The organism is Kribbella aluminosa, from assembly GCF_017876295.1.
In the GTDB taxonomy this organism is placed as follows: Bacteria; Actinomycetota; Actinomycetes; order Propionibacteriales; family Kribbellaceae; genus Kribbella; species Kribbella aluminosa.
The window spans coordinates 534,301-559,660 of the sequence record NZ_JAGINT010000001.1; the positions used below are offsets into that span (position 1 = coordinate 534,301).

Below are 25,360 nucleotides of genomic sequence, written 5' to 3' on the forward strand. Positions count from 1 at the left end.
GGACCGTAGCCCGCCCATGCAACACGTCGATGAACTCTAGGCAGATTCCTTCCGGAAGGTTCTTGCGCCGACAGCCAGTCCGATGATCGTCAGCAGGACCACCCAGAACAGGCCCCACAGCGACGCCGAGCTGCTGATGTCGCCGCGGAACAGGGCGCGGACGCCGTTCACGACGTGCTTCAGCGGGCTGATGTCGGACAACCGCTGCAGCCACTTCGGGCCGATCTGCATCGGCAGCAGGATGCCGGACAGCAGCAGGAGCGGCATGGCGATCCCGTTCAGCAGCGGGGCGAGCGCGTCCTCGCTCTTGGTGATGAGCGCGACCGAGTACGACAGCGAGGCGAAGGTCGCGCCGAGCAGTGCGACGATCACCAGCGACAGCAGTACGCCGCCCCACGGCGCCCGCAGGCCGAGGGGGAGTGCGGCGACCAGCAGCAGTACGGACTGCGCGACCAGCACCACGACGTCCCGCAGCACCCGCCCGGCCATCAGCGCGATCCGGGACGCCGGCGTGACCCGGTCCGCCTCGATCACGCCGGCCCGGTACTCCGCGATCAGGCCGAACCCGACGAACATCGCGCCGAACATTCCGAGCTGCACGATCAGACCGGGAATGAACACCTGGTACGCGTTGGTCGCGTGGCCCTGGCTGATCTGCGCGGTGATCGGCTTCAGCAGCGGGCCGAACAGGAACAGGTACATCAACGGCTGGCTGAGCATCAGGATCGACCACATCGGGTTCCGCAGCGACAGCCGCATGGCCCGGTGGAAGACGATCCAGGTCTCACGGAGGACGATCATGCTGCGGTCTCCTTCTCAGCTACCGGCGTGCTGTCCTCGTCGCGGAGGGAACGTCCGGTCATGGTCAGGAACACGTCGTCGAGCGTCGGCCGGTGCACCTCGACGCCGTGCAGTTCGATGCCCTGGGCATCGATCGAGCGGAGCAGCCCGGGCAGCACCGAACCGCCGCGCGGGATCCGGAACCCGACCACCTCGTCCTCGGTCTCGACCTCGGTCGCGCCGTCCAGCTGCTCGACGATCTTGGTCACCGCGGGCGCCTGCGCCGGCTCGGCCAGGCTCAGCCGGACCGCGTCACCGGAGACCTGCTGCTTGAGGTTCTCCGGCGTACCGGACCCGACGATCCTGCCGTGGTCGATGACCAGGATCCGGTCGCAGAGCGCGTCCGCCTCGTCCAGGTAGTGCGTGGTCAGGAAGATCGTCGCGCCGCGGTCGCGGAGACCGCGAATGTGCTCCCAGAGGTTCGCCCGCGCCTGCGGGTCGAGACCGGTGGTCGGCTCGTCCAGGAAGATCAGCTTCGGGTCGTGGATCAGGCCCATCACGATGTCCAGCCGGCGCCGCTGGCCGCCGGACAGGGTCTTGCACTGCCGCCGCCACAGCCCCGGCAGGTCGAGCTCCTCGAACAGCCGCTGCCCGTCCGCGGCCGCCTTCGCCTTCGGTACGCCGTACAGCCGGGCGTGGTCGACCACCTCGTCGCCGGCCACCGCCTCCGGCAGCGTGGAGCCGCTCTGCGGGACGTACCCGATCCCGCGCCGTACGCCGACCGGGTCCTTCGCGAGGTCGCACCCGGCCACCGTCGCGGTCCCGCTGGTCGGGGTGATCAGCGTCGCCAGCATCCGCATCGTCGTCGTCTTGCCGGCCCCGTTGGGCCCGAGAAAACCGACGATCTCCCCGTCGGCCACATCCAGGTCGACCCCTTGGACGGCCTGCACCGCCCCCCGCTTCGTCTTGAATGTCCGCACCAGCCCGCGCGCTTCGATCATCATGCGAGCCAGTGTGAGTGATCAACTTTGACTAGTCAATATTGATTATCGAGAGCGGAAGGAGCAGAAGTCAGGGGGAGGGCGGCGCGGGGATCTCGCCCCAGTGGGTGATCATGCCGGGGTACGGCGCCCAGTCGGCGGGCTCGCCGGCGAACGCGTAGGCGCCGTTCAGGATCCGGTCCAGGAACTCGCGGGTCCAGAGCAACTCGCCGTTGTCCCGGGCGGTGGTGATCCGGAACATCTCGACCACGTGGTTCGGTGTCGCCGGATCCTCGAGGATGGCGCGCTCGGAGAACGGCTCGGACCTCAGCCACGACTCCAGCTGGGTGATCCGCGCCTCCAGCGCGGCGATCACCTCGTCGCGGCGCAGCGACCAGATGAAGCTGATCGTGGCCTGCATCTTGTCCGGGTGGAACCCGTCGACCGTCCAGAGCATGCCGCGCAACAGCGAGAAGTACTCCGTGTCGCCGTCCGCGGTCAGCTTGTACGACGTCCGCCCGGGCCGGTGCGCGCCGTCCTGCTCGAGCTCCTGCAGGTACCCGTGCTTGGCGAGCGTCCGCAGGCCGGTGTAGATCGAGCCGGGGTTGATGTTCGCCCAGTCCTGCACGTTCCACGTCAGCAGCTCGCGGCGCAGCTGGTACCCGTACGCGGGCTGGAAGATCCGCACGACGCCGAGCAGCAACAACCGGGTGGTGGACATAGCCGCAGTGTAAATCCGGGCGACCGTCTCGGCCCGGGGGGCGTACGCTCCGCTGCATGGATGTCCGCGTGACGAGCGATCCGCAGGCTTTCGAGCGGACGGTTCTCCCTTTCCTGCAACAGGATCCGGTGCTGCACACGATCGTGATGAGCAACGTCCACGAACGCGCGTCCGGTACGGCGCGGCCCGAGGACGAGCCGTCGTACTTCGTGTCCGCACACGATTCCGGGCACGACCCGGACGTCGTCGGCGTCGCGATGCGGACGCCCGGGCGTGGGGTGTACGTCGGCGCGCTGCGGGAGGACCTCGCGGAGCCGATCGCCGAGGCGTACGCCGGCGTACTGCCTGAGCTCAAGGGTGTCGCGGGCGATCGGCCGGCGGCGCTCCGCTTCGGGCGGCGCTGGTGCGAGCTCCGCGGCGGTACGGCGACCGAGACGCGAGGGACCCGGCTTCACAAGCTGATCGAGTTCACCCCTCTCGAGGCAGACTCCGGCGCTGCCCGGCCAATGCGCGCGGATGACGTCGGTCTGGTCGCCGCCTGGGGTGACGGCTTCGCCGCTGAAGTCACGGACGAGATTGCGGCCGACCACCACGAGTGGGCCGAGCGGCAGCTCACAGAGCGGACGCTGTGGATCTGGGAGGCCGCCGGGCGGCCGGTGAGCATGGTGGGCTACCACTCGGCCCTGTTCGGCGTCTGCCGCGTCGGCCCCGTGTACACCCCGCCGGAGCACCGCCGCCACGGCTACGCCGGCGCCCTGACCAGCCACGTCACCGCCAACATCCTTGCCACCGGCAACCAGGCCTGCCTCTACACCGACCTGGCCAACCCGACCTCCAACAAGATCTACCACCAGGCCGGCTACCGCCCGGTCGCGGACTTCGTCGACCTGGAGTTCACCGCATGATTCAGTTGATCTCGGTGGACTCGCCCGGGGCGAGGCCGAGGTAAGGGCGTTCGTCGGAGTTGAGGAAGCGGCTGAACATGCTCAGGCCGATCGGGCTGAGCAGGCCGTCGTGGATGCCCACCAGCTGGTCGGACTTGATCGTCCGGGCGTACTCGACGGCCGGCGGGAGGGCGAACCACGGGCCGGAGATCGGCACCAGGTTCGTGTGTACGGCGCGGTCGGGCCGGGTGAACGAGTCGCCCGGGTGGTAGACCGCGTCGTCGATCAGGAAGCCGATGTTCTCGCAGGGCACGCCCCACTCGGGCAGGATCACCGCGTGGTCCTTGCCGTAGGCGCTGACCGAGAACCCGGCCGCGTCGAACGACTGGCCGCCCGCGACCACGTGCACCCGGTCGCCCAGCGCGGTCAGCTGCGCCGCGACACCGGCGTTCGTGTAGACCGGTACGTCGAGCGCGGCGACCCGGTCGACGTCGAGGTGGTCCTGGTGCTCGTGGGTGACCAGGATCGCGTCCGCCTTCTCGAAGGCGGCGTCCTCGCTGAACGACCCCGGGTCGACGAGCAGCGTCTTCCCGTCCTTCTCCAACCGAACACAGGCATGCGCGAACTTCGTGAGCTTCACAGGTCTCCTAGGGCGTCTCGCATCGGTACCAGCTTGGCGTTCGTCTCGGCCAGTTCGGCGTCCGGGTTCGACCCCGCGACGATGCCGGCGCCGGCGAACAGCCGCATCCGGCGGGCATCGTCGGAGTCGGCCTGACCGCAGCGCAGCGCGATGCACCACTCGCCGTCGCCGGCCGCGTCCAGCCAGCCGACCGGTCCGCTGAACCGGCCGCGCTGCATGCCCTCGATCTCGCCGATCAGGTCCCGCGCGACCGGCGTCGGCGTACCGCAGACCGCCGCGGACGGGTGCAGGGCGGCGGCCAGGCCGAGCGCGGAGGCGCCGTTGTTCGCGACGCCGGCGACGTCGGTGGCCAGGTGCATCACGTTCGGCAGGTGCAGCACGAACGGGGTCTCCGGGACGTTCATCGACGAGCAGTGCGGCTCGAGCGCGTCGGCGACCGAGCGGACCGCGAACTCGTGCTCCTCGAGGTCCTTCGACGACCGCGCCAGCGACGCGGCCAGGGCCAGGTCGTGCGCGTCGTCCCCGGTACGGCGGATCGTCCCGGCCAGCACGCGGGACGTGATCAGGCCCTTCTCCCGGCGGACCAGCAGCTCGGGAGTGGCGCCGATCAGGCCGTCGACGGAGAACGTCCAGCAGTTCGGGTACGCCGTCGCGAGCCGGTGCAGCGGCCAGCGCAGGTCGATCGGCTGCTCGGCGATCGCGATCAGGTCGCGGGCAAGCACCACCTTGTCCAGGTCGCCCGCGGTGATCCGGCGGACCGCGTCGGCGACGATGCTCGACCAGGCGGTCCCGGTCCGGGCGCCGTCGGCGAACGTCACGTCGTACACCGGCGACGGCTCGTGCACCTGCAGCTCCGGCGGCGCGCCCAGCGAACTGGCCGGCGAGATCGTCGTCACCCAGGTGGTGCCGGCCCGGCGGCCGACGATCACCTCGGGGACCACCAGCTCACCCGGATCGGAGTCGGTGAAGCCGAAGGACCCGAAACAGAGCAGCCCGGAGCCCGGTACGCCGATCTCGTCGCGGACCACCGCGGCCCCGACGAGCTCCTGCCACCAGCGTGCGGCCTGCTCGAAGCGGTTGCTACCGGCAACGTCCAGCCGGGCGGCGACGCCCCAGCCGACGTGGCCGTCGCCCCGCCGTACCCACGCGAGTCCGCCCTCGTCCGGCAGATGGTCGAGCAGGTGCGCCGACACGCCGTCCACCGGTTGACTGCGAACCACCAACTGCGGTGCGGGGCCTCGGGTCGCGAGGGCCGCACGGCTACCTGGAGATGCACTCACGAAGTGCAAGAGTATGCCCGCCCGATGTCCAGCGAATTTCGGTGCCGCTGCAGCCCGTGATCAACTAGACAGGTGACGCGCGCAGATCTCACCAAACAGCCGCACGACGTGGCAGCCATGTTCGACAACGTGGCCGAGGGGTACGACCGGACGAACGCGGTCGCGACGATGGGGCTGGAGAAGCTGTACTGGCGGCCCGCGACGCTGGCCGAGATCGCGCCGCGGAAGGGGCTGAAGATCCTCGACCTGGCGGCCGGTACCGGCGCGTCCAGCGTCAACCTGCGCGAGTCCGGCGCCGAGGTGGTGTCCTGCGACTTCTCGGTCGGCATGCTCACGGTCGGCAAACGCCGGCACCCGGAGCTGGACCTGATCGCCGGCGACGCGCTCCGGCTGCCGTTCGCGGACGAGTCCTTCGACGTGGTGACGATCTCCTGGGCGCTGCGGAACGTGAACGACGTACCGCTGGCGCTCCGCGAGATGCTCCGCGTCACCCGGCCCGGTGGGCGGCTGGTGGTCCTCGAGCAGTCGCACCCGACCTGGAAGCCGTTCCGGGTCGTGTACCTGGAGTACATGATGCGCGCGGTGCCCGCGGTCGCGAAGGTGGTCTCGACGAACCCCGAGGCGTACGAGTACCTGGCCGAGTCGACCCGGGCCTGGCTGCCGCAGGAGCCGCTGGCCCGGGCGATCGAGGACGCCGGCTGGAGCAGGGTGCAGTGGCGCAACCTGACCGGCGGACTGGTCGCGATCCACCGGGCCGTACGGCCGCAGCTGGGAAAATGACGGCCAGTTAATTACGCAACGGAAATTATGCGAAATTGGCTTGCCCGCAAGGGGGTTGGGGCGAGTTTCGTGTCCACGTCAGGCAGTCCTAGACTGTCGAGTGAAGAGGGCTCGTGAAGTCGTTCACGAGCGCACACGCCCCCAAGAACATCCAGGCCGGAGAGATGAGCCAGAGCGTGCCGAGCGGGCAGCAGGCGGAGACCGCCGATGTGATCGTCGTCGGTGCCGGACCCGCCGGATCGTCGGCGGCGTACCACCTGGCGAACGCCGGCCTCGACGTGCTGCTGCTGGAGAAGACCGCGTTCCCGCGGGAGAAGGTCTGTGGCGACGGGCTCACCCCGCGCGGCACCAAGCAGATCATCAACATGGGCATCGACATCTCCGAAGAGGCCGGCTGGATCCGCAACTACGGCCTCCGGATCCAGGGCGCCGGGCACCAGTTGCAGCTCGACTGGCCGGATCTGGCCAGCCACCCGAACTACGGCCTGACCCGGAACCGGATGGACTTCGACGAGATGCTCGCCCGGCAGGCCGAGAAGGCCGGGGCGCGGCTGCGCGAGCGGACCAACGTGACCGGCCCGATCCTGGACGCCCGGGACAACATCGTCGGCGTGACCGCGAAGCCGGTCGACGACAACGGCCGGCGGGCCGGTGACGACGTCGAGTTCCGGGCGCCGCTGGTGATGGCGGCCGACGGCAACTCGTCCCGGCTGAGCATCGCGATGGGCATCCACAAGCGCGACGACCGCCCGATGGGGGTCGCCGTCCGGACGTACTTCACCAGCCCGCGGACGCACGACGACTACCTCGAGTCCTGGCTGGAGCTGTGGGCCGACGACCCGAAGCAGCCCGGCGGCCGGGTGCTGCTGCCCGGGTACGGCTGGATCTTCGGGATGGGCGACGGCACCGTGAACGTCGGCCTCGGCATCCTGAACACCTCCGACGCGTTCGGCAAGGTCGACTACGCCGACCTGCTGAAGCAGTGGCTGAAGGTGACGCCGGACGAGTGGCAGTTCCGGGACGAGTACCAGACCATCCCGATCCGCGGCGCCGCGCTGCCGATGGGCTTCAACCGGCAGCCGCACTACACCCGCGGCCTGATGCTGCTCGGCGACGCCGGCGGCATGGTCAACCCGTTCAACGGCGAGGGCATCCCGTACGCGATGGAGTCCGGGTCGTTCGCCGCCGAGGTCGCCGCCCAGGCCCTGCACCGGCAGCCGAACCAGCGGGAGCGCGCGTTGTCGGCGTACCCGAAGGCGCTGAAGCAGGAGTACGGCGGTTACTACACGCTCGGCCGGATCTTCGTGAAGCTGATCGGAAATCCGGAGGTGATGCGGCTCTGCACCAAGTACGGTCTGCCGCGCACCACCTTGATGAAGTTCACCCTGAAGTTGCTTGCCAACCTCACCGACCCGCGGGACGGCGACGTGATGGACAAGATCATCAACGGGCTCACCAAGCTGGCTCCCGCCGCCTGAGCGGCGGGGCGAGTGAGCTGAGCCACAGCGGTACTGATAACAACAGACAAGAACAGACACAGACAGACCACCGGCTGAAGGAGGGAGCACGCAGCGATGCACCCCTACACACCGATTCTTGCTCTTGGTGTGCTCGCGCTGCTCTTCGTGGCGGGCAGCATCACCGTGAGTGCGCTGGTCGGCCCGAAGCGGTACAACCGGGCCAGGCTGGACTCGTACGAGTGCGGCATCGAACCGACCCCGCAGCCGGTCGGCGGTGGCCGCTTCCCGGTGAAGTACTACATCACCGCGATGCTGTTCATCGTGTTCGACATCGAGATCATCTTCCTCTACCCGTGGGCGGTCGCCTTCGACCAGATGGCGCTCTTCGGGCTGGTCGAGATGGTCATCTTCATCGTCACCGTCTTCGTCGCGTACGCCTACGTGTGGCGCCGCGGCGGACTGGAGTGGGACTGACATGGGTCTTGAGGAACAGCTTCCGGCAGGCGTCCTGCTGAGCACGGTCGAAGGACTGCTCGGCTACATGCGCAAGGCCTCGTTGTGGCCGGCAACCTTCGGGCTGGCCTGCTGCGCCATCGAGATGATGACCACCGGCGCACCGCGGTACGACGCGGCCCGGTTCGGTATGGAGGTCTTCCGGGCGTCGCCGCGGCAGGCCGACCTGATGATCGTGGCCGGCCGGGTGAGCCAGAAGATGGCCCCGGTACTGCGCCAGATCTACGACCAGATGCCCGGCCCGAAGTGGGTGCTGGCGATGGGCGTCTGCGCGTCGTCGGGCGGCATGTTCAACAACTACGCGATCGTGCAGGGCGTGGACCACGTGGTCCCGGTCGACATGTACCTGCCCGGCTGCCCGCCGCGGCCGGAGATGCTGCTGGACGCGTTCCTGAAGATCCACGACCAGATCCAGCACATGAAGCTCGGCGCGCACAAGAAGGCGCTGCAGACCGAGCAGGAGGCCGCGGCCCTGACCGCCGCCCCGACGATCGAGATGAAGGGGCTGCTCCGGTGAGTGAGTCCGAGAACCTGCCCGCGACACCGGAGGCTTCGGCGCCGGAGGTCATCGAGCAGCGCGAGGGCATGTTCGGTGTCCAGGGCACCGGTGACACGTCCGGGTTCGGCGGCCTGAAGCGCACCGTCGTACTGCCCGGCGCCACTCCGAAGCCGTACGGCTCCTGGTTCGACGGTGCGGTGGACCGGCTCGAGGGCCTGACCAGCGCGGGCGCGATCGAGAAGGTCGTCGTCGACCGCGGCGAGCTGACGCTGCACATCAAGCGCGAGAACCTCGTCGAGGTGTGCCAGCAGCTCCGCGACGACGAGGCGCTGCGGTTCGAGTTCTGCTCCGGGGTCAGCGGGGTGCACTACCCGCACGAGACCGGCCGTGAGCTGCACGCCGTCTACCACTTCCTGTCGATCACCCACAACCGCCGGATCCGGCTGGAGGTGTCGGCGCCCGAAGGCGATCCGCACATCCCGTCGGTCGTCCCGGTCTACCCGGCCAACGACTGGCACGAGCGGGAGACCTGGGACATGTTCGGCATCATCTTCGACGGGCACCCGGCGCTGACCCGGGTCCTGATGCCCGACGACTGGCCGGGGCACCCGCAGCGCAAGGACTACCCGCTCGGCGGTATCGACGTCGAGTACAAGGGCGCTGTCATCCCACCGCCCGACACGCGGAGGTCTTACAACTGATGACCACTACCGACCCTTACGCGACCACCCGGGACACCACCGAGGGCAAGGTCTTCACCGTCACCGGCCAGGACTGGGACTCGGTGGTCTCCGGCCTCGGCGAGGAGCCGGAAGAGCGCGTCGTCGTCAACATGGGTCCGCAGCACCCGTCCACGCACGGCGTACTGCGGCTGATCCTGGAGCTCGACGGTGAGAACGTGACCGAGGCCCGCTGCGGCATCGGCTACCTGCACACCGGTATCGAGAAGAACATGGAGTTCCGCTCCTGGGTGCAGGGCGTCACGTTCGTCACCCGGATGGACTATCTGTCGCCGTTCTACAACGAGGCGGCGTACTGCCTGGCGGTCGAGCGCCTGCTCGGGATCGAGGACCAGATCCCGGAGAAGGCGAACGTCATGCGGGTGCTGCTGATGGAGCTCAACCGGATCAGCAGCCACCTGGTCTGTATCGCCACCGGCGGTATGGAGATCGGCGCGCTGACCGTGATGACGATCGGCTTCCGCGAGCGCGAGAAGACGCTGGACCTGTTCGAGCTGATCACCGGGCTGCGGATGAACCACGCGTTCATCCGGCCGGGCGGTGTCGCGCAGGACCTGCCGCCGGGCGCGCTGGATCACATCCGTGAGTACATCACCTGGATGAACCGGCACCTGCCGGAGTACGCCGAGCTCTGCAACGCGAACCCGATCTTCAAGGCCCGGCTGCAGAAGGTCGGCTACCTGGACCTGGCCGGCTGTATGGCGCTCGGCATCTCGGGCCCGACGGTCCGCTCCACCGGGTACGCGCTCGACCTGCGCAAGAGCCAGCCGTACTGCGGCTACGAGACGTACGACTTCGACGTACCGACCTGGGACTCCTCCGACGCCTACGGCCGCTTCCGGGTCCGGCTGCAGGAGATGCACGAGTCGCTGAAGATCGTCGAGCAGTGCGCCGACCGGCTGGAGAAGATGGACGGCCATCCGGTGATGGTCGCCGACAAGAAGATCGGCTGGCCGAGCCAGCTGGCGGTCGGCGCCGACGGGATGGGCAACTCGCTCGACCACATCAAGCACATCATGGGCGAGTCGATGGAAGCCCTGATCCACCACTTCAAGCTGGTCACCGAGGGCTTCCGGGTCCCGGTCGGCCAGGTCTACGTGGCGATCGAGTCGCCGCGTGGCGAGATGGGTGCGCACGTCGTCTCCGACGGCGGCACCAAGCCGTTCCGGGTGCACTTCCGTGACCCGTCCTTCGCAAACCTGCAGGCGATGCCGATCATGTGCGAGGGCGGCCAGGTCGCCGACGTGATCGTTGCCGTCGCCAGCCTTGACCCGGTGATGGGTGGAGTGGACCGCTAAATGGCCGAGAACAGCAGCTTGTCTCATACGACTGCTACCGACAAGACGGTGCCGTACAGCACCGGCGACTCGAAGATCACCGACGCCACGATCGCGGAGCTGCGCGAGATCATGGCCCGGTACCCGCAGGCCCAGTCGGCGCTGCTGCCGATGCTGCACCTGGTGCAGTCGGTCGACGGCCGGGTCACCCCGGAGGGCATCGAGATCTGCGCCGACCTGCTCGGGCTGACCGGCGCCGAGGTGTCCGCGGTGGCCACCTTCTACACGATGTACAAGCGGCGGCCGGTCGGCGACTACCACGTCGGCGTCTGCACCAACACGCTGTGCGCGGTGATGGGCGGCGACCTGATCTTCGAGCGGCTGAAGCAGCACCTCGACGTCGGCAACGACGAGACCACCGAGGACGGCAAGGTCACCCTCGAGCACCTCGAGTGCAACGCGGCCTGCGACTACGCGCCGGTGATGATGGTCAACTGGGAGTTCTTCGACGACATGACGCCGGAGTCCGCGACCCAGCTGGTCGACGACCTGCGGGCCGGCACCGACGTGAAGTCGCCGCGCGGTGCCACCGTCTGCACCTGGCGCGAGGCCGAGCGGGTGCTCGCCGGGTACCCGGACGGCCGCGCCGACGAGGGCCCGACCGGTGGCAAGGCCTCGCTGGCCGGCCTCCGGCTGGCCCGTGAGCGCAACTGGTCGGCCCCGAACGGCTCCGAGACCCCGAAGGAGGGCTGACCATGACCACGCTGACCCCGGTACTGTCCGACAACTGGGACCAGATCAACGCCTGGCAGCTGGCGTCGTACCAGCGCACCGGCGGGTACGACGCCCTCCGCACGGCGCTCGCGATGCAGCCGGCCGACGTCGTCGCCACGGTCAAGGACTCCGGTCTGCGCGGCCGCGGCGGCGCGGGCTTCCCGACCGGGATGAAGTGGTCCTTCATCCCGCAGGACAACCCGAAGCCGAAGTACCTGGTGGTGAACGCGGACGAGTCCGAGCCGGGCACCTGCAAGGACATCCCGCTGATGATGGCCTCGCCGCACACGCTGGTCGAGGGCGTCATCATCGCGTCCTACGCGATCCGCGCGAGCGCTGCGTTCATCTACGTGCGCGGTGAAGTGCTGCACGTGATCCGCCGACTGCAGCAGGCGGTCCAGGAGGCCAAGGACGCCGGCTACATCGGCCAGAACATCCTCGGCACCGGCTACGACCTGGACGTCATCGTGCACGCCGGCGCCGGCGCCTACATCTGCGGCGAGGAGACGGCGCTGCTGGACTCGCTGGAAGGACGTCGCGGTCAACCTCGGCTGCGTCCTCCCTTCCCGGCGGTCGCCGGTCTGTACGGGTGCCCCACTGTCATCAACAACGTCGAGTCGATCGCATCCGTTCCCGTGATCATCAAGAACGGCGCGGACTGGTTCGGCTCGATGGGCACCGAGAAGTCCAAGGGCATGACGCTGTACTCGCTGTCCGGGCACGTCACCCGCCCGGGGCAGTACGAGGCGCCGCTCGGTATCACGCTGCGCGAGCTGCTCGACATGGCCGGCGGGGTCCGCGAGGGACACCAGCTGAAGTTCTGGACGCCGGGTGGTTCGTCGACGCCGCTGCTGACCGCGGAGCACCTCGACGTACCGCTGGACTACGAGGGGGTCGGCGCGGTCGGCTCGATGCTCGGGACCAAGGCGCTGCAGATCTTCGACGAGACCACCTGCGTGGTGCGCGCCGTACTGCGCTGGACCGAGTTCTACAAGCACGAGTCCTGCGGCAAGTGCACCCCGTGCCGTGAGGGCACCTGGTGGCTGGTGCAGATCCTCGAGCGGCTGGAGGCGGGCAAGGGCTCCGAGGAGGACCTGGAAACCCTGCTCGACCTGTCCGAGAACATCCTCGGCCGGTCGTTCTGTGCGCTCGGTGACGGTGCGACCAGCCCGATCACCAGCTCGATCCAGTACTTCAAGGACGAGTACCTGGCGCACTTCGAGCACGGCGGCTGCCCGCTCGACCCGATGGCAAGCACTGTCTTCGCGACTGCTGGAGCTAGCGCATGACGATCCAAGCGAACCCGCCCGCAGGCAGTGGAGCGGTGGAGCGGACTGCCTCCGTCGACATGGTCACCGTGACCATCGACGACATCGAGGTCAAGGTTCCGAAGAACAGCCTGGCGATCCGGGCCGCCGAGCAGATCGGCATCCAGATCCCGCGGTTCTGCGACCACCCGCTGCTGGACCCGGTCGGCGCCTGCCGGCAGTGTCTGGTCGAGGTCCCCGACGCCGGCAACGGCCGCGGTATGCCGAAGCCGCAGGCGTCCTGCACGCTGACGGTCGCCGACGGCATGGTGATCCGTACCCAGGTGAGCTCGCCGGTGGCCGACAAGGCCCAGCACGGGAACATGGAGTTCCTGCTGATCAACCACCCGCTGGACTGCCCGGTCTGCGACAAGGGCGGCGAGTGCCCGCTGCAGAACCAGGCGATGAGCAACGGTGCCGGCGAGTCCCGGTTCACCGAGGTGAAGCGGACCTACCCGAAGCCGATCAACATCTCGGCCGAGGTGCTGCTGGACCGCGAGCGCTGCATCCTCTGCGCGCGCTGCACCCGGTTCTCCGAGCAGATCGCCGGTGACCCGTTCATCGCGCTGATCGAGCGCGGCGCGCTGCAGCAGGTCGGCATCTACGAGAAGGAGCCCTTCGAGAGCTACTTCTCCGGCAACACCATCCAGATCTGCCCGGTCGGTGCGCTGACGAGTGCGGCGTACCGCTTCCGCTCCCGGCCGTTCGACCTGGTCTCGGTGCCCTCGGTGGCCGAGCACGACTCGTCCGGTGCGGCGATCCGGGTCGACTACCGGCGCGGCAAGGTGATGCGCCGGCTGTCCGGCGACGACCCGCAGGTCAACGAGGAGTGGATCTCCGACAAGGACCGGTTCGCGTTCCAGTACGCGACCACCGGCGACCGGCTGACGCACCCGCTGATCCGCGAGGACGGCGAGCTGCGGCCGGCGTCCTGGCCGGAGGCGCTGACCTTCGCCGCGCAGAAGCTGACCGCGGCGCACGGCAGCGCGGCGGTGCTGACCGGCGGCCGGCTGACCGTCGAGGACGCCTACGCGTACTCGAAGTTCGCCCGGGTCGCGCTCGGCACCAACGACATCGACTTCCGGGCCCGGCCGCACTCCGCGGAGGAGGCCGACTTCCTGGCCGCCGCGGTGGCCGGCACCGGTCTCGGTACGACGTTCGCGGACCTGGAGAAGGCCGACACGGTGCTGTTCGCCGGGTTCGAGCCGGAAGAGGAAGCGCCGTCGGTGTTCCTGCGGGTCCGCAAGGGCGTGAAGGCGCACGGCACGAAGGTGTTCACGGTCGCGGCGTACGCGTCGCGGGGTGTGCAGAAGCTCGCCGGGGTCGTCGTACCGGCGTCGCCGGGCACCGAGGCTGCCGTACTCTCCGACCTCCGTGCCGCCGGTGCGGCCGGGGCGGCTGCCCGGGCCGCGCTCGGTGCGGGCTCGATCATCGTCGTCGGCGAGCGGCTGGCCAGCGCGCCGGGCGGGTACTCGGCCGCACTGCGGCTGGCGCTCGACACCGGTGCACAGCTGGCCTGGATCCCGCGGCGTGCGGGTGACCGGGCCGCGCTCGAGGCCGGCTGCCTGCCAGGTCTGCTGCCGGGCGGCCGGCTGGTCGCCGACCCGCGGGCTCGGGTCGACCTGCAGGCCGCGTGGGGCGTCGAGAACCTGCCCGCCGAGGCCGGCAAGGACCTGACGGAGATCATCGCGAGCGCGGAAAGCCTGCAGGCGCTGGTGGTGGCAGGGGTCGAGATCGACGACCTGCCGGACCCGGCCGCGGCGCTGGCCGCGCTCGCGGCGGCGCCGTTCGTGGTCAGCTTCGAGGTCCGCAACTCGCAGGTCACCGAGTACGCCGACGTGGTGTTCCCGGTCGTACCGCCGGTGGAGAAGTCCGGCACCTTCGTGAACTGGGAGGGCCGCGAGCGGCCGTTCCCGGTGGTGCTCAAGGTGCCGGCCGCGATGCCGGACACCCGGGCGCTGGCCGCGCTGGCCCAGGAGATGGGGCAGTCGCTCGGCTTCAGCACCCCCGAGGGCGCGAAGAAGGAGTTCGACGAGCTCGGCCGCTGGGACGGCGACCGCGCGCAGGAGCCGACGTACCAGGCCGGTCCGGCGCTCGGCGCGTTCGACTCCACCCGGCTCGCGACCTGGCGGATGCTGATCGACGACAGCCGCGCCTGCGACGGTGAGCCGCACCTGACCGCGACCGCGCGGACGCCGGTCGCCCGGATCTCGCTCACCACCGCGCACCGGATCGGTGTCGCCGACGGGGACGAGCTGGCGGTGAGCACCGACGCCGGGAGCATCCGGCTGCCGGTGGTGATCACCCCGATGACCGACAACGTGGTCTGGCTGCCGACGAACTCGGCCGACTCCCACGTCCGCCGTTCACTGCACGCAGACCATGGCTCGATCGTGACGATCGCCGGAGGGAACGCATGATGGCGCTCGCGGTACCTGACGCAGGGGTCGGGCACGACCCCTGGTGGGTGATCCTGATCAAGGTGCTGTTCATCTTCGTGTTCCTGGTGGTGCTGACGCTCTTCAACATCTGGTGGGAACGCCGGGTCGTCGCGCGGATGCAGCACCGGATCGGCCCCAACGTGCACGGACCCTTCGGTCTGCTGCAGTCGCTGGCCGACGGCGTGAAGCTGATGCTGAAGGAAGACCTGATGCCCCGGGGCGTCGACAAGGTGGTCTTCCTGCTGGCGCCCGCGATGGTCGCGATCCCGGCCTTCCTCACCTTCGCGGTGATCCCGTTCGGGCCGACGGTGCGGATCCCCTGGACCGACACCTACACCCGGCTGCAGCTCACCGACCTGCCGGTCTCGGTGCTGTACGTGATGGCGATCGCCTCGATCGGCATCTACGGCATCGTGCTCGGCGGCTGGTCGTCGAACTCGACGTACTCGCTGCTCGGCGGTCTGCGCTCCAGCGCCCAGATGATCTCGTACGAGGTCGCGATGGGCCTGGCGCTGGTCACGGTGTTCCTGTTCGCCGGCTCGCTGTCCACCTCGGAGATCGTGGCCGCGCAGGGGCACCAGACCGTGCACTGGTTCGGGGCGTCGATCCCGCTGCCCGGGTGGTACGGGTTCCTGCTGTTCCCGTCGTTCGTGATCTACGTGATCTCGATGGTCGGCGAGACGAACCGGGCGCCGTTCGACCTCCCGGAGGCCGAGGGCGAGCTGGTCGCGGGCTTCCTGACCGAGTACTCCTCGATCAAGTACGCGATGTTCTTCCTGGCGGAGTACATCAACATGGCGACCGTGTCCGCGCTGGCCACCACGCTGTTCCTGGGCGGCTGGCGGGCCCCGTGGCCGATCTCGATCTGGGACGGCGCGAACTCCGGCTACTGGCCGGTGCTGTGGTTCATGGGCAAGCTGATGTGCTTCATCTTCTTCTACATCTGGCTGCGCGGAACGCTGCCGCGACTGCGCTACGACCAGTTCATGAAGCTCGGCTGGAAGATCCTGATCCCGGTCTCGCTGGTCTGGATCCTGCTGGTCGCCACCGTCCGGGCGGTCGGCCGGGAGACGAACTTCAGCCGGACCACGCTGCTGGTCGCGGCCGCGATCGTGCTGGTGATCGCGATCGTCAGCATGTTCGTCCCGGCCAAGCCCAAGCCCGAAGAGCCTGAGGTTGCCGACGGCAAGGACTTCGACGCCTTCGCCGGCGGCTTCCCGGTGCCACCCCCGATGGCCGTCACCACTCCGAGCCGAAGCGAGGAAGCCAGAAATGGCTAGTGTCAAAGAGTCCCTCTGGGACCCGGTAGCCGGTTTCGGCGTCACCTTCCGGACGATGTTCCGGAAGGTGTTCACCGAGCAGTACCCGTTCGAGAAGAAGCCGACCGCGCCCCGGTTCCACGGCCGGCACCAGCTGAACCGCTGGCCGGACGGGCTGGAGAAGTGCATCGGCTGTGAGCTGTGCGCGTGGGCCTGCCCCGCGGACGCGATCTACGTCGAGGGCGCCTCCAACACCGACAACACGGCGGGCGGCTCCGGCCGCTTTTCGCCGGGCGAGCGGTACGGCCGGGTGTACCAGATCAACTACCTGCGCTGCATCCTCTGCGGGCTGTGCATCGAGGCGTGCCCGACCCGGGCGCTGACGATGACCAACGAGTACGAGCTGGCCGACACCAGCCGCGAGTCCCTCATCTACGAGAAGAAGGACCTGCTGGCGCCGCTGCTCCCCGGTATGCAGGAGCCGCCGCACGAGATGCAGCTCGGCAAGACCGAGAAGGACTACTACCTCGGTCTCACCGGCGCCGCCTCGCGCTCCGAGGGGAGTGACACGAAGTGATCGGTCTCGTCACCGGCCCGCAGGTCGCGTTCTGGCTGCTGGCCCCGGTCATGATCCTGGCCGCGATCGGCATGGTGCTGGTCCGCAAGGCGGTGCACTCGGCGCTGCTGCTGGCGACCGTGATGATCTGCCTGGCGGTGCAGTACGCCGCACAGGACGCACCGTTCCTGTTCGCCGTACAGATCATCGTCTACACCGGCGCGATCCTGATGCTGTTCCTGTTCGTGCTGATGCTGGTCGGCGTCGACGCGTCCGACTCGCTGGTCGAGACCATCCGCGGTCAGCGGCTGCTGGCCGGGATCGCGTTCCTGGGCTTCGGCACCCTGCTGGTCGCTGCGGTCGGCAACGCGATCTACGGGAACCCGACCGGCCTCGCCGACGCGCAGCCGGACGGTAACCCGAAGGGCATCGCGCAACTGCTGTTCGGCAAGTACGTGTTCGCCTTCGAGGTCACCTCGGCGCTGCTGATCACCGCGGCGATGGGCGCGATGATGCTGGCGCACCGCGAGCGGCTGACCAAGAAGAAGACGCAGCGCGACCACGCCGAGGAGCGGATCCGCAAGTACGCCGAACAGGGCATCCACCCCGGCCCGCTGCCGACCCCCGGCGTGCTGGCCCGGCACAACGCCGTCGACACCCCGGCCCTGCTGCCGGACGGGTCGATCGCACCGACCTCGGTTTCGCGTGTGCTCCAGGCACGTGGCACCGTGTTCCCCGAAGCCGAGGAGCGCGCGGACGTCGAAGAGGTCCGCGCGCTCACCAACGACGGCGAGTATCCGCTCGAGGAGGAGAACAAGTGACCACCGAGCCGTACATCGTGCTCGCGGCGATCCTGTTCAGTATCGGTGCGCTCGGCGTGCTGGTCCGCCGGAACGCGATCGTCGTCTTCATGTGCGTCGAGCTGATGCTGAACGCGACCAACCTCGCGTTCGTCAGCTTCGCCCGCCAGCACGGCAACCTCGACGGCCAGATCGCCGCCTTCTTCGTGATGGTGGTGGCCGCGGCCGAGGTGGTTATCGGGCTGGCCATCATCATGGCCATCTTCCGCACCCGTCGCTCGGCCTCGGTCGACGACGCCAACCTGCTCAAGTACTGAGGTAAGCACCGATGAGTCATGAGCTGACGTGGCTGCTGGTCGCGGTACCGGCTGTGTCCGCGGCGATCCTGCTGCTCGGTGGCAAGGCCACCAACGCCTGGGGTCACCTGCTGGGCACACTGGCGCCGGTGATCTCCTTCGCCTTCGGCGTCGTGCTGTTCTTCCAGATGCAGGGCAAGCCGAGCGACGAGCGATCGACGACGGTCAGGCTGTTCGAATGGTTCTCGGTCGGCCAGATCAAGGTCGACTTCACCCTGCTGATCGACCCGCTGTCGATCCTGTTCGTGCTGCTGATCACCGGTGTGGGTTCGCTGATCCACATCTACTCGATCGGCTACATGGAGCACGACCCGCGGCGGCGCCGGTTCTTCGGGTACCTGAACCTGTTCATCGCCTCGATGCTGCTGCTGGTGCTGGCCGCCGACTACCTGCTGGTCTTCGTCGGCTGGGAGGGCGTCGGTCTGGCGTCGTACCTGCTGATCGGCTTCTGGCAGCACAAGAACTCGGCAGCGGTCGCCGCGAAGAAGGCGTTCGTGGTGAACCGGGTCGGTGACATCGGCCTCTCGCTCGCGGTGATGAGCATGTGGGCGCTGTTCGGCTCGTCGGCCTTCTCCACGGTGAACGCCGGTGCCGGGCACCTGTCGAAGACCTGGGCCACACTGCTCGGCCTGATGCTGCTGCTGGCCGCCTGCGGCAAGTCCGCGCAGGTGCCGCTGCAGTCCTGGCTGCTGGACGCGATGGAAGGCCCGACCCCGGTGTCGGCGCTGATCCACGCGGCGACCATGGTCACCGCGGGCGTCTACCTGGTGGTCCGCTCGCACGCGATCTACGCGGTCACCGACGCGGCGTCGACGGCGGTGGTGATCGTCGGTACGGTCACCGCGCTCGCCGGTGCGATCATCGGTTGCGCCAAGGACGACATCAAGAAGGCGCTGGCCGGTTCGACGATGAGCCAGATCGGCTACATGATGCTCGCCGCCGGCCTCGGGCCGGTCGGGTACGTGTTCGCGATCTTCCACCTGCTCACGCACGGCTTCTTCAAGGCCAATATGTTCCTCGGCGCCGGCTCGGTGATGCACGGCATGAACGACGACGTGAACATGCGGCACTACGGAGCCCTGCGGACGCCGATGAAGATCACCTTCGTCACGTTCGCGTTCGGCTACCTGGCGATCCTCGGCATCCCGCCGTGGGCCGGCTTCTTCAGCAAGGACAAGATCATCGAGGCCGCGTTCGCGGACAACACGGTGATCGGCCTGTGCGCGTTGCTCGGCGCCGGCATCACCGCGTTCTACATGTCGCGGGTGATGCTGATGACGTTCTTCGGCAAGAAGCGCTGGGCCGAGGACGTGCACCCGCACGAGTCGCCCAAGGTGATGACGTGGCCGCTGATCATCCTGGCCGCGCTCTCGCTCGGCGGCGGCGCGCTGTACTTCGCCGGCCACTGGATCGTGAACTGGCTCGCGCCGATCGTCGGGCACGAGGAGGCGCACCCGCCGCTGAACGCGACGGTGATGACGATCATCACCCTCGCGGTGGTCGCGGTGGGTATCGCGATCGCGGTGCTGATGTACCGCCGGGACATCCCGCGGGAGGCTCCGGCCGGTTCGCCGGTCACCACGTTCGCGCGGCGTGACCTGTACGGCGACGCGCTCAACGAGGCAGTCTTCATGCGTCCCGGGCAGTACCTGACCCGGACGCTGGTCTGGCTCGACAACCGGGGCGTCGACGGCCTGGTCAACGGGCTGGCCGCACTCTTCGGCGGACTGTCCGGCCGGCTCCGCCGGTTCCAGACGGGCTTCGTCCGCTCGTATGCACTCAGCATGGTCTTCGGCGCCGCATTCGTGGTCGTCGCCCTCCTCGCGGTGAGGTTGTCGTGAACATCGGTTGGCTGACCCTGTTACTGCTCCTGCCGTTCGTCGGGGCCATCGCGACGATGCTGGTGCCGAAGGCGAAGGCACTGACGGCCAAGCAGGTCGCGCTCGGGTTCTCGCTCGTGACGCTGGTACTGACCGTCGTCGTCGCGATCGGGTACCACCGCAACGGCGCGGCGGACTACGCCGAGACGCACACCTGGATCAAGGCGTTCGGCGCGCACTACGCGCTCGGCCTGGACGGTCTCGGCATCGTCATGGTGGTGCTGACCGCGCTGCTGAGCCCGATCGTGATCATCGCGTCCTGGAACGACGCCTCCCACGGCCGCTGGTCGGAGAAGTCGTTCTTCGCCTGGATCCTCGGCCTGGAGGCACTGTCGATCGGCGTCTTCTCCGCCACCGACGTGTTCCTCTTCTACGTGCTGTTCGAGGCCACGCTGATCCCGATGTACTTCCTGATCGGCGGCTTCGGCGGCCCGCAGCGTTCGTACGCCGCGGTGAAGTTCCTGCTCTACTCGCTGCTCGGCGGTCTGCTGATGCTGGCGTCGGTCGTCGGCCTGTACGTCGTCTCCGCCAAGCACGGCGCCCCGTCGTACCTGCTGTCCGACATGGTGAAGCTGGACATCGGCCAGAACACCGAGCGCTGGCTGTTCCTCGGGTTCTTCTTCGCGTTCGCGGTGAAGGCGCCGATGGTGCCGTTCCACACCTGGCTGCCGGACGCGGCCGGTGAGGCGACGCCGGGTACGTCGGTGCTGCTGGTCGGCATCCTGGACAAGATCGGCACCTTCGGGATGATCCGGTTCTGCCTGGGCCTGTTCCCGAACGCGTCCCAGTGGGCCACCCCGGTGATCCTGGTACTGGCGCTGATCTCGGTGCTGTACGGCGCGCTGCTGGCGATCGGCCAGACCGACATCAAGCGGCTGATCGCGTACACGTCGATCTCGCACTTCGGCTTCATCGTGATGGGGATCTTCGCGCTGACGTCGCAGGGCCTGACCGGGTCGACGCTGTACATGTTCAACCACGGTCTCTCCACCGCGGCGCTGTTCCTGGTCGCCGGGTACCTGATCTCCCGGCGCGGGTCCGCCCGGATCGCCGACTACGGCGGGGTCGAGAAGGTGGCACCGGTCCTGGCCGGGACGTTCCTGTTCGCCGGTTTGTCCAGCCTCGCGCTGCCCGGGCTGTCGCCGTTCATCTCCGAGTTCATGGTGCTGGCCGGGACCTTCAGCCGGCACAAGGTGATCGCGGTGATCGCGGTCCTCGGTATCGTGCTGGCCGCGCTGTACATCCTGCTGATGTACCAACGCACGATGACCGGCCCGGTCCGGGACGGGATCGAGAAGCTGAAGGACCTGAACCCGCGTGAGGTGCTGGCGATCGCACCGCTCGTGATCCTGATCATCGGGCTGGGCATCTTCCCGAAGCCGATCGTCGACATCATCAAGCCCGCGGTCGACTCGACCATGCAGCGGGTGGGCGTGACCGACAAGGCACCGCAGATCCCCGTGACGGAGGGACAGAAGTGACCGCGATGTTGCTGCCGCTGGCGGACTTCACGAAGCCGACCATCGAGTACGGCGAACTGGCTCCGCTGTTCGTCGTCTTCGGTGCGGCTGCCGTCGGCGTCCTGGTCGAGGCGTTCCTGCCGCGGCCGCTGCGGCACCTGGTGCAGCTGTCGATCACGGTGGTCGCCGTGGTCGCGGCCGGCGTACTGACCGGCTTCGAGATGCACCGTGGCAAGGAACTGATCGCCGCCGAGGGCGCGATCGCGATCGACGGCCCGGCGCTGTTCACCTGGATCATCCTGCTGGCGCTGACGCTGATCAGCGTGCTGCTGTTCGCCGAGCGGTCGATCGACGGCGGCCTGTCGGCGTTCGCCGGCCAGGCGGCCGCGGTACCGGGCTCGGACGCCGAGCGGGAGGGTACGGCGGCCCGCGTCGAGCACACCGAGATCTTCCCGCTGACGCTGTTCGCGGTCGGCGGCATGATGCTGTTCGCGGCGTCGAACGACCTGCTGATCCTGTTCGTCGCGCTCGAGGTCTTCTCGCTGCCGCTGTACCTGCTCTGCGGCCTGGCCCGCCGTCGCCGGCTGATCTCGCAGGAAGCCGCGATGAAGTACTTCCTGCTCGGCGCGTTCTCGTCGGCGTTCCTGCTGTTCGGGATCGCGCTGCTCTACGGGTACGCCGGCACGATGTCGCTCGGCGGGATCGCGGACGCGCTCGGCACCCAGACCGGCGGCGACACGATCCTGCTGGCCGGTACCGGTCTGCTCGGCGTCGGCCTGCTGTTCAAGGTCGGCGGCGTACCGTTCCACTCCTGGACCCCGGACGTGTACCAGGGCGCCCCGACGCCGGTCACCGGCTTCATGGCGGCCTGTACCAAGATCGCCGCGTTCGTCGGCCTGATGCGGGTCTTCTACGTCGCGCTCGGCGGCACGCGCTGGGACTGGGCGCCGATGATGTGGATCATCGCGATCCTCACCATGGTGGTCGGTTCGATCGTCGCGATCACCCAGACCGACGTGAAGCGGATGCTGGCGTACTCGTCGATCGCGCACGCGGGCTTCCTGCTGACCGCGTTCGTCGGCCTCGCGCAGGCGGGCAGCGGCGTGCACAACGGGATCACCTCGACCCAGGCGGTGCTGTTCTACCTGGTGTCGTACGGCTTCCCGACGATCGGCGCGTTCGCGGTCGTCACGCTGGTCCGGGACGCTGGCGGCGAGGCGACGCACCTGTCCCGCTGGGCGGGCCTGGGCAAGAAGTCGCCGCTGCTGGCCGGGATCTTCGCGTTCTTCCTGCTGTCCTTCGCCGGTATTCCGCTGACCGCGGGCTTCACCGGCAAGTGGGCGGTCTTCAGCGCGGCCTGGAGCGGTGGCGCCTGGCCGCTGGTCGTCGTCGCAGTACTGTCCAGCCTGGTCGCCGCGTTCTTCTACATCCGCGTGATCGTGCTGATGTTCTTCTCCGACCTGCCGGCCGACGCGCCGGACGTGGCGCTGCCGGGCTGGCAGACCACGTCGGCGGTGGCGCTGGGTCTCGCCGCCACGGTGGTGCTCGGTCTGGTTCCCGGACCGGTGCTCGACCTGGCGGCCCGAGCTGGTGAGTTCATCCGTTGAGTCCGACTCCGCTGCCGGCCGAGAGCCTGGGACTCGAGTTCGCCGATGCCGGCCTCGAGTCCCGGGTTCGCGCTGGGCTGGAGGCCGTCGAGCAGGTGCTGCGGGACGCGAGCCAGTCCGAGGCGCCGTTCGTCACCGCCGCCGCCCAGAACGTCATGTTCGTCGGCGGCAAGCGGTTCCGGCCGCTGCTGGTGCTGATGGCGGCCGAGTTCGGCCCGGACCCGGCCGCGGTCGAGGTGGTGAAGGCCGCGGCGGTCGTCGAGCTGACACACGTCGCGACCCTGCACCACGACGACGTGATGGACGAGGCGGCGCTGCGCCGTGGTTCGGCGACGGCGAACGCCCGCTGGGACAACTCGATCGCGATCCTGTCCGGTGACTGGCTGTTCGCCCGGGCCTCCGACCTGGTCGCGGACCTCGGTCCCGAGGCGGTCCGGATCCAGGCGCGGACCTTCGGCCGGCTGGTCGAGGGGCAGATCCGGGAGACGCTGGGGGTCGGCGAAGGCCAGGACCCGCTCAAGCACTACCTGTCGGTGATCTCCGACAAGACCGGTTCGCTGTTCGCGACGTCGGTACTGTTCGGGGCCCGGTTCGCCGGCGCCTCGGAGGAGATCCAGCAGGCGCTGCAGACCTTCGCCGAGGAGATCGGCATGGCCTTCCAGCTCGCCGACGACATCCTTGACATCGCCTCCGAGTCCGACCAGTCCGGCAAGACTCCCGGCACCGATCTGCGTGAGGGCGTACCCACGCTCCCGGTGCTGATCTTCCGCGCCCAGGCCGATCCGGAGAACCCGACCGACGCGCGGCTGCTCGAACTGCTGGACTCGGACCTGTCCGACGACGCCCGCCTCGCGGAGACGCTGGACCTGCTCCGCGCGCACCCGTCGTTCCGCCAGGCCGAGGACGACGTACGCCGCCGCGCCGCCGACGCCCGCAAACTTCTCAGCACCCTCCCCGAAGGCCCCGCCCGAGCCACCCTCGACGCCCTCTGCGACCTGGTAGTCACCCGCTCCGTATAGGTCCTGTCCGGTGATCCAGCCAGGACCTGGTCCTGGCCCTGTGCGGTGCGGGGACTGTGTGCGATGCTGTGCCGACTATGGGTAAGGCTGTGGATCAGGCTGTGCTGACTGTGGAGTCGTTGGCGCAGCGTGTGCTCGGGCGGTTGCCGGCGTTGACGGATCAGTTGGTGGCGACGATCTACGCGCAGAATCCGGCGTACCTGGAGCTGGACTCGGTGCCGCGGCAGGATCTGTGGCGGTCGTGTCATGACAACGTCGCACGGGTCGTGCAGATGATTGCCGGTGCCGACGACCGGTTCGACGCGGCGCAGGCGACCGGGCGGCGGCGGGCGGAGCAGCGGATGCCGCTGGACGACGTACTGAAGTCGTTCCGGCTCGGTGGGCGGTTGGTGTGGGAGGCGCTGATCGACGAGGCCCGGGCGCAGGGGACCGCCGAGTCCGAGGTGCTGCTGGACGTGGCCGGGAAGGTCTGGGAGGTCGTCGACCGGACGTCCTCGCAGGTGGCCACCGCGTACCACGCCGCCGAACGGTACCTGGTCCGCGCCGACGAGCAACGCCGCTCCACGCTCTGGGAAGGCCTGTTGCAGGGGCGGGCGAACCGCGCGTTCGTGCAGGACGCGGCCAGCGTTCTCGACGTACCGGTGAACGGCCCGTACGTCGTGGTGGCGATCGACAACCTCGTCGACGACGACTGTACGACGACGTCGTTCGCGCGCAGGCTCGCCGGTGTCCGGGTGCCGTCCGCGTGGCAGGTCCGCCCGCAGACCGTCGTCGGATTGCTTGCCCTAGGCACCGAGCCCGCAGATGCGGTACTGCGGCTGCTGCGGCGGCTCGTAGATGCGCCTGCAGGACTGTCCGGCGTGGTCGCAGGTCTGGCGGAGGTGGATGTCGCGTACCGGCAGGCGATGCTGGCCCGCCGTACCCTGATGCCCGGTCAGATCGACGTTGCGGCGTTGCCCGAACGCCTCCCCGAGGCGCTGCTGCTCAGCGCACCGGAGCTGGCCGACCAACTGGTCCGGGCCTGGCTGATGCCGTTGGCATCCACCTCGGCCCCGGAACGCGAGCTGTTACTGGATACTTTGGACAAGTGGGTCCTGTCCGCCGGTTCGGTTCGCCGTACGGCGGAGCTCGCGCACTGTCACCGCAACACGGTCATCAACCGCCTGCACAGGGTCGAGCAGATCACCGGCCGTGACATCACCGAGGACGGCTTCCAGTTGGAGCTTGGCCTTGCTCTCAAGGCTTTTCGGCTCTTTCCTGCGTGACCGAACGGCCGGCTGTGCGTTGTGCACAGTGAAGGCGCCGAAAACCTGGGCATTGCGGCCATCCCGCAGCCTCGCGGCCGGT

24 protein-coding genes are annotated in these 25,360 nt (G+C 68.7%); 19 read left to right on the forward strand and 5 right to left on the reverse strand.

From position 1 onward, the window contains the following. Positions 1-36: 36 nt before the first annotated feature. From JOF29_RS02645 to JOF29_RS02655, 3 genes are all read right to left on the reverse strand, one after another. Entirely contained in the window at positions 37-801 is a 765-nt protein-coding gene (locus tag JOF29_RS02645) for an ABC transporter permease (protein WP_209692636.1), read from the reverse strand. Continuing rightward, positions 798-1,784 (reverse strand): ABC transporter ATP-binding protein, encoded by a 987-nt coding sequence (locus JOF29_RS02650; RefSeq protein WP_209692637.1) that lies wholly within the window; start codon positions 1,782-1,784, stop codon positions 798-800. The genes JOF29_RS02645 and JOF29_RS02650 overlap by 4 nt, the downstream gene beginning before the upstream one ends. 67 nt (positions 1,785-1,851) lie before the next feature. Then, positions 1,852-2,481: a PadR family transcriptional regulator gene (locus JOF29_RS02655; RefSeq protein ID WP_209692638.1), complete on the reverse strand. Its 630-nt coding sequence runs from the start codon at positions 2,479-2,481 to the stop codon at positions 1,852-1,854. Positions 2,482-2,537: 56 nt separating this feature from the next. Here JOF29_RS02655 and JOF29_RS02660 point away from each other — a divergent pair, with 56 nt between their 5' ends. Beyond that, positions 2,538-3,386: a GNAT family N-acetyltransferase gene (locus tag JOF29_RS02660; protein ID WP_209692639.1), complete on the forward strand. Its 849-nt coding sequence runs from the start codon at positions 2,538-2,540 to the stop codon at positions 3,384-3,386. 1 nt (position 3,387) lies between these two features. Here the strand turns inward: JOF29_RS02660 and JOF29_RS02665 are convergent, their stop codons facing one another. Together JOF29_RS02665 and JOF29_RS02670 are read right to left on the reverse strand one after the other, a co-directional pair. Further along, complete coding sequence (locus tag JOF29_RS02665; protein ID WP_209692640.1) at positions 3,388-4,005, reverse strand: MBL fold metallo-hydrolase; 618 nt, start codon at positions 4,003-4,005, stop codon at positions 3,388-3,390. Next, positions 4,002-5,285, reverse strand: a complete 1,284-nt coding sequence (locus JOF29_RS02670) for an isochorismate synthase (protein WP_209692641.1) — start codon at positions 5,283-5,285, stop codon at positions 4,002-4,004. The genes JOF29_RS02665 and JOF29_RS02670 overlap by 4 nt, the downstream gene beginning before the upstream one ends. Positions 5,286-5,357: 72 nt before the next feature. Here JOF29_RS02670 and JOF29_RS02675 point away from each other — a divergent pair, with 72 nt between their 5' ends. The 18 genes from JOF29_RS02675 to JOF29_RS02760 all read left to right on the forward strand — a co-directional run bounded on the left by JOF29_RS02675 (position 5,358) and on the right by JOF29_RS02760 (position 25,278). Then, positions 5,358-6,065, forward strand: a complete 708-nt coding sequence (locus JOF29_RS02675; protein ID WP_209692642.1) for a demethylmenaquinone methyltransferase — start codon at positions 5,358-5,360, stop codon at positions 6,063-6,065. Between the two features lie 164 nt (positions 6,066-6,229). Then, entirely contained in the window at positions 6,230-7,543 is a 1,314-nt protein-coding gene (locus JOF29_RS02680; protein ID WP_209695932.1) for a geranylgeranyl reductase family protein, read from the forward strand. Positions 7,544-7,639: 96 nt separating this feature from the next. Continuing rightward, positions 7,640-7,999 (forward strand): NADH-quinone oxidoreductase subunit A, encoded by a 360-nt coding sequence (locus tag JOF29_RS02685; protein ID WP_209692643.1) that lies wholly within the window; start codon positions 7,640-7,642, stop codon positions 7,997-7,999. A gap of 1 nt (position 8,000) precedes the next feature. Beyond that, positions 8,001-8,555 (forward strand): NuoB/complex I 20 kDa subunit family protein, encoded by a 555-nt coding sequence (locus tag JOF29_RS02690; protein ID WP_131286677.1) that lies wholly within the window; start codon positions 8,001-8,003, stop codon positions 8,553-8,555. Further along, the gene (locus JOF29_RS02695; protein WP_209692644.1) at positions 8,552-9,238 is read left to right on the forward strand and encodes an NADH-quinone oxidoreductase subunit C; all 687 of its coding nucleotides are present in this window, start codon (positions 8,552-8,554) and stop codon (positions 9,236-9,238) included. The genes JOF29_RS02690 and JOF29_RS02695 overlap by 4 nt, the downstream gene beginning before the upstream one ends. Further along, on the forward strand, positions 9,238-10,575 hold the full coding sequence (locus tag JOF29_RS02700; RefSeq protein ID WP_209692645.1) for an NADH-quinone oxidoreductase subunit D: 1,338 nt from the start codon (positions 9,238-9,240) through the stop codon (positions 10,573-10,575). Before JOF29_RS02695 ends, JOF29_RS02700 begins: the two co-directional genes overlap by 1 nt. Further along, positions 10,576-11,307 carry an NADH-quinone oxidoreductase subunit NuoE gene (nuoE, locus tag JOF29_RS02705; RefSeq protein WP_209692646.1) on the forward strand — a complete coding sequence of 244 codons (732 nt, stop codon included), beginning with the start codon at positions 10,576-10,578 and terminating at the stop codon, positions 11,305-11,307. Between the two features lie 2 nt (positions 11,308-11,309). Next, a complete protein-coding gene (nuoF, locus tag JOF29_RS02710) occupies positions 11,310-12,617 on the forward strand; it encodes an NADH-quinone oxidoreductase subunit NuoF (protein ID WP_209692647.1) in 1,308 nt (435 codons plus the stop codon). Further along, a complete protein-coding gene (locus JOF29_RS02715) occupies positions 12,614-15,055 on the forward strand; it encodes an NADH-quinone oxidoreductase subunit G (protein WP_209692648.1) in 2,442 nt (813 codons plus the stop codon). The genes nuoF and JOF29_RS02715 overlap by 4 nt, the downstream gene beginning before the upstream one ends. Next, complete coding sequence (nuoH, locus tag JOF29_RS02720; protein WP_209692649.1) at positions 15,052-16,356, forward strand: NADH-quinone oxidoreductase subunit NuoH; 1,305 nt, start codon at positions 15,052-15,054, stop codon at positions 16,354-16,356. Before JOF29_RS02715 ends, nuoH begins: the two co-directional genes overlap by 4 nt. Further along, positions 16,349-16,912 carry an NADH-quinone oxidoreductase subunit NuoI gene (nuoI, locus tag JOF29_RS02725; RefSeq protein ID WP_209692650.1) on the forward strand — a complete coding sequence of 188 codons (564 nt, stop codon included), beginning with the start codon at positions 16,349-16,351 and terminating at the stop codon, positions 16,910-16,912. The genes nuoH and nuoI overlap by 8 nt, the downstream gene beginning before the upstream one ends. Continuing rightward, positions 16,909-17,712, forward strand: coding sequence for an NADH-quinone oxidoreductase subunit J (locus JOF29_RS02730; protein WP_209692651.1), 804 nt, complete (start codon positions 16,909-16,911; stop codon positions 17,710-17,712). The genes nuoI and JOF29_RS02730 overlap by 4 nt, the downstream gene beginning before the upstream one ends. Continuing rightward, entirely contained in the window at positions 17,709-18,008 is a 300-nt protein-coding gene (gene nuoK, locus JOF29_RS02735; protein ID WP_130384807.1) for an NADH-quinone oxidoreductase subunit NuoK, read from the forward strand. The genes JOF29_RS02730 and nuoK overlap by 4 nt, the downstream gene beginning before the upstream one ends. Positions 18,009-18,019: 11 nt before the next feature. Further along, complete coding sequence (nuoL, locus tag JOF29_RS02740) at positions 18,020-19,888, forward strand: NADH-quinone oxidoreductase subunit L (protein WP_209692652.1); 1,869 nt, start codon at positions 18,020-18,022, stop codon at positions 19,886-19,888. Next, positions 19,885-21,408, forward strand: a complete 1,524-nt coding sequence (locus JOF29_RS02745) for an NADH-quinone oxidoreductase subunit M (protein ID WP_209692653.1) — start codon at positions 19,885-19,887, stop codon at positions 21,406-21,408. The genes nuoL and JOF29_RS02745 overlap by 4 nt, the downstream gene beginning before the upstream one ends. Positions 21,409-21,413: 5 nt before the next feature. Then, on the forward strand, positions 21,414-22,994 hold the full coding sequence (gene nuoN / locus JOF29_RS02750; protein ID WP_209695933.1) for an NADH-quinone oxidoreductase subunit NuoN: 1,581 nt from the start codon (positions 21,414-21,416) through the stop codon (positions 22,992-22,994). A gap of 26 nt (positions 22,995-23,020) precedes the next feature. Beyond that, the gene (locus tag JOF29_RS02755) at positions 23,021-24,013 is read left to right on the forward strand and encodes a polyprenyl synthetase family protein (protein ID WP_372446326.1); all 993 of its coding nucleotides are present in this window, start codon (positions 23,021-23,023) and stop codon (positions 24,011-24,013) included. A 101-nt stretch (positions 24,014-24,114) separates the two neighbouring features. Further along, complete coding sequence (locus JOF29_RS02760) at positions 24,115-25,278, forward strand: PucR family transcriptional regulator (protein WP_209692655.1); 1,164 nt, start codon at positions 24,115-24,117, stop codon at positions 25,276-25,278. The last annotated feature ends 82 nt before the right edge of the window (positions 25,279-25,360 follow it).

Excerpts from the sequence above, each read along its gene's own strand:
- JOF29_RS02645 (WP_209692636.1), bottom strand. The coding sequence starts at position 801 with ATGATCGTCCTCCGTGAGACCTGGATCGTCTTCCACCGGGCCATGCGG.
- JOF29_RS02650 (WP_209692637.1), bottom strand. The coding sequence starts at position 1,784 with ATGATGATCGAAGCGCGCGGGCTGGTGCGGACATTCAAGACGAAGCGG.
- JOF29_RS02655 (WP_209692638.1), bottom strand. The coding sequence starts at position 2,481 with ATGTCCACCACCCGGTTGTTGCTGCTCGGCGTCGTGCGGATCTTCCAG.
- JOF29_RS02660 (WP_209692639.1), top strand. The coding sequence starts at position 2,538 with ATGGATGTCCGCGTGACGAGCGATCCGCAGGCTTTCGAGCGGACGGTT.
- JOF29_RS02680 (WP_209695932.1), top strand. The coding sequence starts at position 6,230 with ATGAGCCAGAGCGTGCCGAGCGGGCAGCAGGCGGAGACCGCCGATGTG.
- JOF29_RS02685 (WP_209692643.1), top strand. The coding sequence starts at position 7,640 with ATGCACCCCTACACACCGATTCTTGCTCTTGGTGTGCTCGCGCTGCTC.
- JOF29_RS02690 (WP_131286677.1), top strand. The coding sequence starts at position 8,001 with ATGGGTCTTGAGGAACAGCTTCCGGCAGGCGTCCTGCTGAGCACGGTC.
- JOF29_RS02700 (WP_209692645.1), top strand. The coding sequence starts at position 9,238 with ATGACCACTACCGACCCTTACGCGACCACCCGGGACACCACCGAGGGC.
- nuoE (WP_209692646.1), top strand. The coding sequence starts at position 10,576 with ATGGCCGAGAACAGCAGCTTGTCTCATACGACTGCTACCGACAAGACG.
- nuoF (WP_209692647.1), top strand. The coding sequence starts at position 11,310 with ATGACCACGCTGACCCCGGTACTGTCCGACAACTGGGACCAGATCAAC.
- JOF29_RS02715 (WP_209692648.1), top strand. The coding sequence starts at position 12,614 with ATGACGATCCAAGCGAACCCGCCCGCAGGCAGTGGAGCGGTGGAGCGG.
- nuoH (WP_209692649.1), top strand. The coding sequence starts at position 15,052 with ATGATGGCGCTCGCGGTACCTGACGCAGGGGTCGGGCACGACCCCTGG.
- nuoI (WP_209692650.1), top strand. The coding sequence starts at position 16,349 with ATGGCTAGTGTCAAAGAGTCCCTCTGGGACCCGGTAGCCGGTTTCGGC.
- nuoL (WP_209692652.1), top strand. The coding sequence starts at position 18,020 with ATGAGTCATGAGCTGACGTGGCTGCTGGTCGCGGTACCGGCTGTGTCC.
- nuoN (WP_209695933.1), top strand. The coding sequence starts at position 21,414 with ATGTTGCTGCCGCTGGCGGACTTCACGAAGCCGACCATCGAGTACGGC.